The sequence below is a fragment of the Streptomyces sp. NPDC060027 genome, assembly GCF_042737005.1.
Lineage (GTDB): Bacteria > Actinomycetota > Actinomycetes > Streptomycetales > Streptomycetaceae > Streptomyces.
Genome location: NZ_JBHWVI010000066.1, coordinates 25,406 through 37,252, shown reverse-complemented (window position 1 = coordinate 37,252; position 11,847 = coordinate 25,406). Strand labels below are relative to the sequence as shown.

Annotated in this window: 11 protein-coding genes; 4 read left to right on the top strand and 7 right to left on the bottom strand. The window is 71.4% G+C overall.

Annotation, left to right across the window (positions count from 1 at the left end):
- Positions 1–39 precede the first annotated feature (39 nt).
- From ACFWBT_RS18675 to ACFWBT_RS18665, 3 genes are all read right to left on the bottom strand, one after another.
- Entirely contained in the window at positions 40–651 is a 612-nt protein-coding gene (locus tag ACFWBT_RS18675) for a class F sortase (RefSeq protein WP_385701498.1), read from the bottom strand.
- The gene (locus ACFWBT_RS18670; RefSeq protein ID WP_385701495.1) at positions 648–1,040 is read right to left on the bottom strand and encodes a sortase-dependent protein; all 393 of its coding nucleotides are present in this window, start codon (positions 1,038–1,040) and stop codon (positions 648–650) included. The genes ACFWBT_RS18675 and ACFWBT_RS18670 overlap by 4 nt, the downstream gene beginning before the upstream one ends.
- Before the next feature lie 466 nt (positions 1,041–1,506).
- Positions 1,507–2,427: a LysR family transcriptional regulator gene (locus tag ACFWBT_RS18665; RefSeq protein WP_385701492.1), complete on the bottom strand. Its 921-nt coding sequence runs from the start codon at positions 2,425–2,427 to the stop codon at positions 1,507–1,509.
- 220 nt (positions 2,428–2,647) lie between these two features.
- On the opposite strand from ACFWBT_RS18665, the gene ACFWBT_RS18660 reads away from it, so the two are divergent.
- Positions 2,648–3,601: a DMT family transporter gene (locus tag ACFWBT_RS18660; RefSeq protein WP_385701500.1), complete on the top strand. Its 954-nt coding sequence runs from the start codon at positions 2,648–2,650 to the stop codon at positions 3,599–3,601.
- 76 nt (positions 3,602–3,677) lie between these two features.
- On the opposite strand, the gene ACFWBT_RS18655 is transcribed toward ACFWBT_RS18660, so the two are convergent.
- From ACFWBT_RS18655 to ACFWBT_RS18645, 3 genes are all read right to left on the bottom strand, one after another.
- Positions 3,678–4,868, bottom strand: a complete 1,191-nt coding sequence (locus ACFWBT_RS18655; protein ID WP_385701489.1) for a PotD/PotF family extracellular solute-binding protein — start codon at positions 4,866–4,868, stop codon at positions 3,678–3,680.
- Between the two features lie 82 nt (positions 4,869–4,950).
- Positions 4,951–6,591 (bottom strand): sensor histidine kinase, encoded by a 1,641-nt coding sequence (locus tag ACFWBT_RS18650; RefSeq protein WP_385701487.1) that lies wholly within the window; start codon positions 6,589–6,591, stop codon positions 4,951–4,953.
- Complete coding sequence (locus tag ACFWBT_RS18645; protein WP_266763219.1) at positions 6,588–7,244, bottom strand: response regulator transcription factor; 657 nt, start codon at positions 7,242–7,244, stop codon at positions 6,588–6,590. Before ACFWBT_RS18645 ends, ACFWBT_RS18650 begins: the two co-directional genes overlap by 4 nt.
- Positions 7,245–7,546: 302 nt before the next feature.
- Here ACFWBT_RS18645 and ACFWBT_RS18640 point away from each other — a divergent pair, with 302 nt between their 5' ends.
- Complete coding sequence (locus ACFWBT_RS18640; RefSeq protein ID WP_385701485.1) at positions 7,547–8,206, top strand: hypothetical protein; 660 nt, start codon at positions 7,547–7,549, stop codon at positions 8,204–8,206.
- A gap of 112 nt (positions 8,207–8,318) precedes the next feature.
- On the opposite strand, the gene ACFWBT_RS18635 is transcribed toward ACFWBT_RS18640, so the two are convergent.
- A complete protein-coding gene (locus ACFWBT_RS18635; protein ID WP_385701483.1) occupies positions 8,319–9,758 on the bottom strand; it encodes a gamma-aminobutyraldehyde dehydrogenase in 1,440 nt (479 codons plus the stop codon).
- A gap of 188 nt (positions 9,759–9,946) precedes the next feature.
- Between ACFWBT_RS18635 and ACFWBT_RS18630 the strand changes: the two genes are divergently transcribed.
- Both ACFWBT_RS18630 and ACFWBT_RS18625 read left to right on the top strand, forming a co-directional pair.
- Complete coding sequence (locus ACFWBT_RS18630; protein ID WP_266763216.1) at positions 9,947–10,462, top strand: Lrp/AsnC family transcriptional regulator; 516 nt, start codon at positions 9,947–9,949, stop codon at positions 10,460–10,462.
- A complete protein-coding gene (locus ACFWBT_RS18625) occupies positions 10,447–11,829 on the top strand; it encodes an aspartate aminotransferase family protein (protein WP_351540436.1) in 1,383 nt (460 codons plus the stop codon). Before ACFWBT_RS18630 ends, ACFWBT_RS18625 begins: the two co-directional genes overlap by 16 nt.
- The last annotated feature ends 18 nt before the right edge of the window (positions 11,830–11,847 follow it).

The window sequence follows — 11,847 nt, the reverse complement described above, 5'->3', positions numbered from 1 at the left end:
ACCGGCCGCGCGGCGGCCCGCCCGGCGCCCCGCCGCGCGTCAGGGGCCCGCGGAGCTCAGCGCCGCGAACACGATCACGTTGTCGAGGTAGCCGCCTCGGGAACGGGCACCGCCGCAGGTGATGAGCCGCAGCTCCGGACGGTCCACGTCGCCGTAGACCGCGTCGGCCGGGAAGTCGGCCTTGGCGACCGTACGTACGGCGCCGACGGCGAACTCCGCCGACCCGCCGTTCTCCAGGCGCACCACGATCCGGTCCCCGCGGCGCAGGCGCGCGAGGTGGCGGAAGACGCCGTCGCCGTACGCGCCGACCGTGACATGACCGAGGATCACCGACGGACCGGTCTGCCCCGGAGTCGGCGAGTGCCGGTACCAGCCGGCCCGGTCGTGCGCCGCGATCGGGGGCACCTGCACGCTGCCGTCCGGGGCCAGCCCGAGCCGTATGACCGGGGTGTCGACCCCGATGGCCGGTATCCGGAGCCGGACCGGGACCGAACGCCCCCGTGGAGGCGCCGGCTTCGCGACGGGGGACGAAGGCGGCGGCGTGTCCCCGGACCGCGCGGTCGCGCCCCGGCCGGCCGGGTGGCCGCCGCACCCGACGAGCAGCCCGGCCGTCGCCGCGGTGACGAACGCGCGCCTGGAGACGGGTGTCATGCCCCGGTCGCCCGCCGGCGGCGTACGACGAGGACCGCCGCGCCTCCGACGACGAGCACCGCCGCGGCACTCCCGCCGATCAGCCCGCCCTGCCCGGCGGAGTTCGCCGCCGTCGGCGCCACACCGGTGTCGGGCGCTCCGCTCGGCCGCACGGAGACCTGCCCCGGGGACGGCACCCGCGTCGGTACGGCGCTTGGGGCGGCGCTCGGTACGGCGCTCGGGGCGGCGGTGGGCGTCCGGGTCGCGGCGGAGCTCGCCGGGGCCGGCGCGGCCGTGACACTCGGACGGCTCGCGGGGCTCGGGGACGTCCCGTGGGCGAACGCGGGCACCGTGCCCACCAGCACGGCGGTGCACGCGAGTGCCGTGGCACTGAAGACGGTTCGGCGCATGAGTCGCTCTCTTTCGTCGGTCCGCCCGCCCGTTGGCACGGCGGGCTGCGTTACGGATCGAGCGGAGAGACGAGGCGGCGACGGACGGGGTTGTAAAGAGGAGGCAAAGACGGGCGGGGTGCCGTCCGAGCGGCCGGGGTACCGCGAACGGTGGGCCTGCCCCTCGGAGTTCACCGCGCCTCAGTGCTCGGCGCGCATCGCCTTGAGCACGTTCTGCGCCGCCGCACGACGCCCGGCCACCGGGGCGACGCCAGATAGACCTCGTCGCCGACGTCACCCGACTCGTCGACGACCGGCCCCAGCACGTCGGCGCGGGGGCCCGGTCGAGCCACACTCTCCGCTGGTGATCGGCGTCCGCCAGGGACTCCAGCGCCGACACCACGTCGACCCGCACGTGCGCGGGAACTCGACCCCGCTCGTCATCACGTCGACTCCGTGCTCTCCGCCGCCGTGGCCGAGGACGCGGTCAGTCCGCCCCGGGTCGATCGGACGGGTCGGCGTCGGTGGCCGCGTCCCGCAGCGCGTCCAGCAGACCGCGCAGGGCGGGCTGCTGGAAGGCGATCTCCCGTGCGGCCGCCGAGATCACCCGGACCGGCTCGGGGTTGCGGACCGGGCGTACGACGACGCCGGGGTGCCGGTTGCGCAGCCCCAGCCGCGGCATCAGGCCGACACCGAGGCCGGCCGCGACAAAGCCCTGAGCGGTGGCGTAATCCTCGCTCTGGATGACGAAGTCGGGGCTGAAGCCGGCCGCCGCACAGGAGTCGATCACCGGTTCCAGGCAGGGGCCGGGCGGCTCGCTGCCGACCCACTGCTCGCCGGACAGCGCGCTCAGGTCGATGGTCTCCTCGCCGGCGAGCGGATGACCGACGGGCAGTACGGCGGCGTAGGGGTCGTCGAGGAGGTGGACGAGCCGGAAGCCGTCGCCGACACGGTCACGCCCCTGGACGACCACGGCCAGGTCGACCAGACCCCGTGCCACTTCCTGGAACGGGTCCTCCGGGTCGGTGAGTTGAAGGTCGACGCGGACACCGGGGTGCTCCGCGCGCAGCCGGGCCAGGGCGGGGGCCACCAACGTGGACCCCGCTGTGGCGAAGTAGCGGACCGCCAAGCGTCCGGTGCGTCCGGCGCGGAGGTCGGCGAGGGCGGTCTCCGCCTGGGCGACCGCCGAACTGATCAGGGCCGCGTGCTCGGTGAGCAGCAGGCCGGCGGCGGTGGGCCGCACCCCGCGGCCCACCCGTTCGAGCAGCGCCGTGCCGGCCTGCTTCTCCAGCGCCGCCACCTGCTGGCTGACGGCGGACGGCGTGTAGCCGAGGTGGGCCGCGGCAGCGGTGACCGTGCCGCTGGTGACCACCGCGCGCAGTACCTGCAGTCGCCTCACATCAAGCATGTAGCGCAGCTTAACAGAATAGGTAGAACCATTCGCTTGTCCTCAAAGCTTGGCTGGGGCACCTTCGAAGGACCGGGACCGAGGGAGCTCGCTGGACCGACCGCTGGACCGACCGCGGAACCGACCACCGGGCGAAACCTCGACCGAAACAGCGACCGGAACATCGACCGAATCGAGGAAAGCCATCGTGAGCAGCGGTACACGGAGTCTGCGGGGCGGCATGCGGGTGGCCGTGCTCGCTCTGCTGTGGGGCTCGACCTTCCTCTGGATCGAACTGGCGCTGCGCGGGCTCTCCCCGCTCCAGGTCACGTTCATCCGCTGCGTCCTCGGCGCCCTCGTCCTCACCGTCGCCTGCTACGCGACGGGCCGGAGCATGCCTCGGGGCATCACCGTCTGGCGCCACATCGTCGTCGCGGCCTTCTTCTGCAACGCGCTCCCGTTCGCGCTGTTCAGCCTGGGCCAGCAGACCGTCGACTCGGGTCTCGCCGGAGTCCTGAACTCCACGACCCCCATCTGGTCGATCGCCCTCGGTCTCGCCCTCGGCTCGGAACGCGGACTCCACCCCGTCCGCCTGACGGGCCTTCTGCTCGGTTTCGCCGGCACGATCGTCATCTTCGCCCCCTGGCAGACGACCGGGGCCATCGGCTGGGGCGCCCTCGCCATCCTCGGCGCGGCCGCCAGCTACGCCGTCGCGTTCACGTACATGGGTCGCACCCTGGTCCGCAAGGGCACCCCCACCATCTCCCTCTCCGCCGCCCAGCTCGTCGCCGCGAGCGGACTGACCGCCGTCACGATGCCGATCGGCGGCCTGCGGTCGATCGACCCCGGTCCGGCCGTCATGGTGGCGGCCGTCGTTCTCAGCGTGTTCTGCACCGCGATCACGTTCCACCTCACCTACCGGATCATCAACGACGAGGGCGCCACCAGCGCGGCCGTGGTCGGCTACCTGCTGCCGGTGGTCTCCGTCCTCCTCGGCGTGGTCGTCCTGGGCGAACACCTCAGCGTCCGGGTGGTGCTGGGCATGGCCGTGGTCCTCGTGGGCGTCGCGATGACGCGACGGAACGCGGCGCCGACCGCACCTGCGGCTCCGGTCACGCCACGGCGCCCCGCGCGGTACGGATGCGAGGGCGCCGTGGCGGCAAGGGGCGAGTCAGCGGGTGCGGGAGGATCCTGAGCCGCCCGGGGTCCGGGGCGCCCAGGTCGGCTCTGCCGCGGCCTCCTCATGGACGGTTCGTCCGGCTGACCGCCGATCACAGCCCCGCGATCGCGTTCCAGCGCTTCGCGAACTCCGTGCGTTCGGTGGAGGTGATGTCGCGGGCGATCGCGAGGCGCTTGCGCATGGTCGCGTCGGGGAAGATCAGGGGGTCCTCGGCGAGGGCGGCGGTGTCCTTGTCCTTGGAGGAGGCGAGGACGTCCTGCGCGGCGGGCACCGGACAGACGTAGTTGACCCAGGCGGCCAGCTCGGCGGCGACCTCGGGCTCGTAGTAGTAGTCGATGAGCTTCTCCGCGTTGGCCTTGTGCCGGGCCAGGTTGGGGATCATCAGCGACTCGGCCCACAGTTCGGCGCCCTCCTCGGGGACGACGAAACGGATGTCGGGGTCGTCGGCCTGGAGCTGGATCACGTCGCCCGAGTACGCCTGGCAGGCCAGGACGTCCCCGCTGGAGAGGTCCTTGATGTAGTCGTTGCCGGTGAAGCGGCGGATCTGACCGCTGCGCACGTGCTTCTCGACCTGATCGCACACCCGGTGGAAGTCGTCCGCCCGCCACTTCGTGATGTCGACCCCGTTGCCCTGCATGAGCAGCGCGAACGCCTCGTCGAGGCCGGAGAGCAGCGTGACCCGGCCCTTGAGGTCGTCGGCCCACAGGTCGGACACGTGCTTGATCTCGCGACCGACCTTGCGGCGGTTGTACGCGATGCCGGTGATCCCCGACTGCCAGGGCACCGACGACTTGCGGCCGGGGTCGAAGGCGGGCGAGCTCAGCAGCGGATCGAGGTACCTGGTGACGTTCGGCTGCCGGGACCGGTCCATCTCCTGGACCCAGCCGAGCCGGACGAAACGAGCGCACATCCAGTCGCTGATGACGATGAGGTCCCGGCCCGTCCGCTGATGGTTCATCAGGGACGGGCTGATCTTGCCGAAGAACTCGTCGTTGTCGTTGATCTCCTCGATGTAGTCGACGGAGATCCCGGTGCGCTTCTCGAAAGCCTCCAGTGTCGGCCGGCTGGTCGTGTCGTCGTCGTCGGTGTCGATGTACAGGGGCCAGTTCGCCCAGGTCAGCCGCTTGTCCGTGGCGGAGAGGTCGGCTCCGGCCCGGTCGCCGGGTCCCACGTACGCCGCCGGCACCCCGCACCCCGCCAGGGCTCCGAGCGCGGCACCGCCGCCCAGGGCGCGCAGCAGGGACCGGCGGGACAGGGGCGAGGTCTTCCGATTCACTGGCACGCGCGAAGCATGCCTACCCGCGCCGGGTCCGGACAATGGACGCTGCGTCGAGCACTCGCCCGCCGACCCGACACCCTGTCGATCAGTTCACGGGCGTTCCGAAGACCCCGGGCGGGTGCGCGCCGTCCGGGCTCGCGGAGGAAGCGGGCCCGTCGGCCGGTCGCGCGGGGGGAGCGCTCCTGTCGGCCGGCCGCACACGGGACGCCGGACCGTCTACCGGCCCCGGCCGGGACACGTGCCCGTCGGCCCGCCCCGGCCGGGGTACCGGCGGTGCGCACGGCGGGAACGTGACCCTCACCGTCAGGCCGCCCTGCGGGCGGGGCCACGCCTCGACCGTGCCGCCGTGAGCGGTGGCGACGGCCGTGACGATGGACAGGCCGAGGCCCAGGCCGTCCCGCTGGTGGCCCTTCCCTCGCGAGCGGGGCCGAGGGTGCGCGTGGGTCCGTTCCGCACCCAGTCGCCGGAACGGCTGGAAGAGTCCGGCCACCTGGTCACGCGGGATCACCGGGCCGGTGTTGTCGATCCGCAGCACGGGATGCCCCGCCTCCGTCCCGGTCCACAGACGAACCCAGCCCTCCCCGCTCTCCGGGCTGTTGTGCCGTACGGCGTTGTCCGTGAGGTTGACGACCAGCCGCTCGATCAGCTGCGGATCGCCCAGGACGGGCGCGGAGCCGAGGTCGGCCCGCACCCGCGGCCCACGGTCCTCGACCCCACCGGACGAAACCCCGCCGTCCTCGGTCCCACGCGACCACACCTCACCGGCCTCGGTCCCACAGGACGGCGCTTCACCGTCCTCGGTCCCACCGGACGACGCTTCACCACCCTCGACCCCACCACGCGACACCTCACCACCCTCAACCCCACCGGAGGGCACCTCGCCCCCGACCCCACGGGACGGCACCTCGCCGGCGGCGGAGCCGTCGGCCACCACCGCACCGTCCGGCAACCGCCCCCGCACCACCTCCGCGAGGTCGACGAACTCGCGCCGCTGCAACCCCCGTTGACTGTGCGCGAGTGTCAGCAGGGCGTCGATGAGCCGCGCCTGCTCCTGCCCGGCCGCGCGCACCCGAAGGCACGCGGCCCGCAGACTCTCCACGGACGCCCCGGGGTCGGCGAGCGCGACGTCCACGATCGCCTGCTGGAGCGTGAGCGGAGTACGCAGTTCGTGCGAGGCGTTGGCCACGAACTGCTTCTGCGCCTCGAACGCGCCCTCCAGCCGCCCCAGTACGTCGTCGAAGGTGTCCGCCATCGCCTTGAGCTCGTCCTCGGGGCCCGGCACCGCCAGCCGCTGCCGGAGGTTGTCGGCGGAGATACGCCGGGCGGCGGCGGTCATCGTGCGCAGCGGCGCGAGGACGCGTCCGGCCATCAGCCGCCCGAGGGCCACGGAGGCGACCGTCATCACGGCGAGCGCGATACCCGCCTCGACCAGCAACTGGTGCAGTTGATCGGCGCGCAGGGCCTCGGCGTACATCGTGAGCGTCGGCGGATCGGGGCTGGGGAACCCGGTACCCGCCGGCAGCCCCGGCCCCACGCTCGCGCCGACGGCCGTCGACGGCTTGGACCGCGACGCGAGCAGGTAGGTGAAGCCGAGCAGGGCCGCCCCCGCCACCAGGAACAGCGCGCTGTAGAGCAGGGTGAGCCGCCAGCGGATACTGCGCGGAGCCAACTGCCATCGCACGCGGTACGGAGCCGGCCGGTTCGGGCCGCCGGACAGGTGCGTCATGCGATCCGATACCCCGCCCGGTCCACCGTCGCGATCAGCGGCGGCTCCCCCAGCTTGCGGCGCAGGCGGCTGACGGTGACCTTCACGGTCTGGCTGAAGGGGTCGGCCGCCTCGTCCCAGGCCCGCTCCAGGAGTTCCTCGGTGGAGACCACGGCGCCCTGCGCGGCCAGCAGGAGTTCGAGTACGGCGAACTCCTTCGGGCTGAGGGCGAGCCCCGAACCGCCCCGGGTGGCCTGGCGTCGCGCCGGGTCGAGCCGCAGCTCTCCGCGGACCAGGACAGGAGGCAGCGCGGGCTGCGCACGCCGCGCCAACGCCCGTACACGTGCGACGAGTTCGGCGAACGCGAACGGCTTCGGCAGATAGTCGTCGGCTCCGAGGCCGAGCCCCATGACGCGGTCGGCCACCGTGCCGGACGCGGTGAGCATCAGCACCCTCGCCCGGCTGCCGCCCGCCGCCAGCGTCCGGCACACCTGGTCGCCGTGGACGCCGGGCAGATCGCGGTCGAGCACGACGACGTCGTAGCCGTTGACATCCGCGCGTTCCAGCGCCGTGGGCCCGTCCAGCGCGAGATCGACCGCCATGCCCTCGCGGCGCAGCCCGGCGGCCACGGTCTCGGCGAGCTCTTCATGGTCCTCGACCACCAGCACACGCATGGCGGTCAGTGTGGCGCTCCGGTGGTTACACGGGGATAAGCGTCCCCTGTGCGAACCCCGCGCATCGGGCCGGGCCCGCACACCCCGGCCGGGCCCGGCCGTCCCGGCGTACGCCTCGGGCTCACCGTCGGTTCGCGATAAGGACGGCCGTTCCCGTGCCGTAACCGCCCCCGGGCTTGGCTGGAGCACAACACGGCACCGCGCACCCCGCCCTGACGGTCGAGCCACGACATGTGACGGCGCGGCGGTGCGCCAACGCATCCGACCCGGCGACACCGCCGCCCGCCCCATGGAGGAAACCCATGCGTGCACTGGCCACTCGGCCACAACGACTCACCCTGGCCTGCGCCTTGATCTCGGCCGCCACGCTCGGGACCGTCAGCGCCTCGGCCGCTTCGGCGTCCGACAGGTCCACCGTGACCACGGCGACGGCGGGGACCGCCGCGTCCGCCCGGCTCACGCAGCACGCGACAGGCAAGCCGCCGAAGGGCAGTCTGCCGCCCGGAGGGGCCATGCCGGCCGTCGGGTACCGGCCGACCTCGCACGCGCCCGGCGATGTGAACACGGCCAACGACGCGTTCGCGGCGTGTATGCGCGGCCACGGCCAGAAGGTCTTCCCGGCATTCCACGCCTCGAAGGACAAGCGGGGCCACATCCGGTTCAGCGTGAGGGTGGGGGCGTCCAAGGGATTCGACCCGGCGTCCAAGGGCTACCGGGCCGCCGTGAAGGCGTGCGCGCCGATCCTGAAGAAGGCCGGCATCACCTTCTCGTCGGGCGCCGGTCTGCCTCCCCTGCCCGTTCCGGGCAAGCCCGGCAAGCCCGGCACCGGATCCGGCGGAAGCTCTGTCGGCGGCTCCATCGGAGGCTCAGGCGAGCTGCCCGGCTTCCACACGGAGAAGGAGAACGGGAAGGCGGGCGCACCCGACGAACCCACGCTCTCCAGCGTGACCGAGAGCGCCTGAGCCTGCGCGGAGGGGGAAACAGCGTGGCCCCGGACGGGATCAACTCCAGTCCGGGGCCCCGTGGTTCACGCTCGACGCGTGGTCGACCCGCCGTCCGGCGGTCGGTTCGCGGTCAGCCGTCCAGCGACGTCATCACGTGCTTGATGCGCGTGTAGTCGTCGAAGCCGTACCCCGACAGGTCCTTGCCGTAGCCGGACTTCTTGAAGCCGCCGTGCGGCATCTCGGCGACCAGCGGGATGTGGGTGTTGATCCACACACAGCCGAAGTCGAGGGACTTGGACAGACGCATCGCGCGGCCGTGGTCCTTGGTCCACACCGAGGAGGCGAGGGCGAAGTCGACGCCGTTGGCCCACTCGATGGCCTGGGCCTCGTCCGAGAAGGACTGGACGGTGATGACCGGTCCGAAGACCTCGTTCTGGATGATCTCGTCGTCCTGCTTGAGGCCGGAGACGACGGTCGCGGCGTAGAAGTAGCCCTTGTCGCCGACCTGCTTGCCGCCCGCCTCGACCTTGGCGTGCGCGGGCAGGCGCTCGATGAACCCGGCGACCTGCTTGAGCTGGTTCGGGTTGTTCAGCGGGCCGTAGAGCACGTCCTCGTCGTCCGGCTGCCCGGTCTTCGTCTCGGCGGCGGCCTTGGCGAGCGCGGTGACGAACTCGTCGTGGATGGACTCCTGGACGAGGACGCGGGTGGCGGCCGTACAGTCCTGGCCGGCGTTGAAGAAGCCCGCGACCGAGATGTCCTCGACGGCCTTGGCGATGTCGGTGTCCTCGAAGACGACGACCGGGGCCTTGCCGCCCAGCTCCAGGTGGACGCGCTTGACGTCCTTGGACGCCGACTCGGCGACCGAGATGCCCGCGCGGACGGAGCCGGTGATGGACGCCATCGCCGGGGTCGGGTGCTCGACCATCGCGCGGCCGGTGTCGCGGTCGCCGCAGAGGACGTTGAAGACGCCCTTGGGCAGGATGCCGCCGATGATGTCGGCGATCAGGACGGTGGAGGCCGGGGTGGTGTCCGAGGGCTTCAGGACGACCGTGTTGCCCGCGGCGAGGGCCGGGGCGAACTTCCACACCGCCATCATCATCGGGTAGTTCCACGGCGCGACCTGGGCGCAGACGCCGATCGGCTCGCGGCGGACGATCGAGGTCATGCCCTCCATGTACTCGCCGGCCGAGCGGCCCTCGAGCATGCGGGCGGCTCCCGCGAAGAAGCGGATCTGGTCGACCATCGGCGGGATCTCCTCCGACCGGGTCAGTCCGATCGGCTTGCCGGTGTTCTCCACCTCGGCCGCGATGAGCTCCTCGGCCCGCTCCTCGAACGCGTCCGCGATCTTCAGGAGGGCCTTCTGGCGCTCGGAGGGGGTCTGGTCGCGCCAGGCCGGGAAGGCCGCGGCCGCGGCCGCCATCGCGGCGTCGACGTCCGCCTGGCCGGAGAGCGGCGCGGTCGCGTACGCCTCGCCGTTCGCGGGGTTGACCACCTCCGTGGTCCGTCCATCGGCGGCATCGCGGAATTCTCCGTCGATGTAATTGCGCAGACGACGCAGCTCGGTGCTCACTGCCCGGCCCTCCTGTCGGATGTCCAACGTCCCAGGTGTCCAGTACCTGAGATGCCTGAGACCCCACCCTAATCCGTGGCTCGACGTTTTCAACACCCCCGTACGACTCAGAACTGCGAAATCCGCAAGACACGTACCTGTAAACAACGAATTTCATCGCCGCATGCTTGCGGAACTATCGAGACGTCGTGCAGAGTGAGCTCGTGGCCAGTCGAAGCGCGGAACCAAGGGACTCCCGCGAGTCCAGGAACGGCAGTCCCCAGTTGGACGCCGTCTCCCTCGCCATCATCGAGCAGCTCCAGCAGGACGGTCGCCGCCCGTACGCCGCGATCGGCAAGGCCGTGGGCCTCTCCGAGGCGGCGGTGCGCCAGCGCGTCCAGAAGCTGCTCGACCAGGGCGTCATGCAGATCGTCGCCGTCACGGACCCGCTCACCGTGGGATTCCGCAGGCAGGCGATGGTCGGCGTCAACGTGGAGGGCGACCTCGACCCGGTGGCCGAAGCACTGACTGCCATGTCGGAAGTCGAGTACGTGGTGATGACCGCGGGCTCGTTCGACATCCTCGCCGAGATCGTCTGCGAGGACGACGACCACCTGCTGGACGTCATCAACAAACGCATCCGGGCGCTGCCCGGGGTGCGCTCCACCGAGAGCTTCGTCTACCTGAAGCTCAAGAAGCAGACCTACATGTGGGGAACCCGATAGCCGTGAGCACCAAGGACCTCAGCAAGACCGCGTACGACCACCTGTGGATGCACTTCACCCGCATGTCCTCGTACGAGAACGCGCCCGTTCCCACCATCGTCCGTGGTGAGGGCACCTACATCTACGACGACAAGGGCAAGCGCTACCTCGACGGTCTCGCGGGCCTGTTCGTGGTCCAGGCCGGCCACGGCCGCACCGAGCTGGCCGAGACGGCCTTCAAGCAGGCCCAGGAGCTGGCCTTCTTCCCGGTGTGGTCCTACGCCCACCCCAAGGCCATCGAGCTGGCCGAGCGTCTCGCGCACCACGCGCCGGGCGACCTGAACAAGGTGTTCTTCACCACCGGTGGCGGCGAGGCCGTCGAGACCGCGTGGAAGCTGGCCAAGCAGTACTTCAAGCTGCAGGGCAAGCCGACCAAGTACAAGGTCATCTCGCGTGCGGTCGCCTACCACGGCACCCCGCAGGGCGCCCTGTCCATCACCGGTCTGCCGGCCCTGAAGGCCCCCTTCGAGCCGCTGGTCCCGGGTGCCCACAAGGTCCCCAACACCAACATCTACCGCGCCCCGCTCTTCGGCGACGACCCGGAGGCCTACGGCCGCTGGGCCGCCGACCAGATCGAGCAGGAGATCCTCTTCGAGGGCCCGGAGACCGTCGCCGCGGTCTTCCTGGAGCCGGTGCAGAACGCCGGCGGCTGCTTCCCGCCGCCGCCCGGCTACTTCCAGCGCGTGCGCGAGATCTGCGACCAGTACGACGTGCTGCTGGTCTCGGACGAGGTCATCTGCGCCTTCGGCCGCCTCGGCACGATGTTCGGCTGCGACAAGTTCGGCTACGTACCGGACATGATCACCTGCGCCAAGGGCATGACCTCGGGCTACTCCCCGATCGGCGCGTGCATCGTCTCCGACCGCGTCGCCGAGCCGTTCTACAAGGGCGACAACACCTTCCTGCACGGCTACACCTTCGGCGGGCACCCGGTCTCCGCGGCCGTGGCGCTCACGAACCTCGACATCTTCGAGCGTGAGGGCCTGAACCAGCACGTCCTGGACAACGAGGCCAACTTCCTGCAGACCCTGCAGAAGCTGCACGACCTGCCGATCGTCGGCGACGTCCGCGGCAACGGCTTCTTCTACGGCATCGAGCTGGTGAAGGACAAGGCCACCAAGGAGACCTTCACGGACGAGGAGTCGGAGCGCGTGCTCTACGGCTTCGTCTCCAAGAAGCTCTTCGAGTACGGCCTCTACTGCCGCGCCGACGACCGCGGTGACCCGGTCATCCAGCTGTCGCCGCCGCTGATCTCCGACCAGTCGACCTTCGACGAGATCGAGGGGATCGTCCGTCAGGTCCTGACGGAGGCGTGGACCAAGCTCTGATCCCGCGCCCCTGATCCC

Coding starts and splice junctions, on each gene's coding strand:
- ACFWBT_RS18675 (WP_385701498.1), bottom strand. CDS start 651: ATGACACCCGTCTCCAGGCGCGCGTTCGTCACCGCGGCGACGGCCGGG.
- ACFWBT_RS18670 (WP_385701495.1), bottom strand. CDS start 1,040: ATGCGCCGAACCGTCTTCAGTGCCACGGCACTCGCGTGCACCGCCGTG.
- ACFWBT_RS18665 (WP_385701492.1), bottom strand. CDS start 2,427: ATGCTTGATGTGAGGCGACTGCAGGTACTGCGCGCGGTGGTCACCAGC.
- ACFWBT_RS18660 (WP_385701500.1), top strand. CDS start 2,648: ATGCGGGTGGCCGTGCTCGCTCTGCTGTGGGGCTCGACCTTCCTCTGG.
- ACFWBT_RS18650 (WP_385701487.1), bottom strand. CDS start 6,591: ATGACGCACCTGTCCGGCGGCCCGAACCGGCCGGCTCCGTACCGCGTG.
- ACFWBT_RS18645 (WP_266763219.1), bottom strand. CDS start 7,244: ATGCGTGTGCTGGTGGTCGAGGACCATGAAGAGCTCGCCGAGACCGTG.
- ACFWBT_RS18640 (WP_385701485.1), top strand. CDS start 7,547: ATGCGTGCACTGGCCACTCGGCCACAACGACTCACCCTGGCCTGCGCC.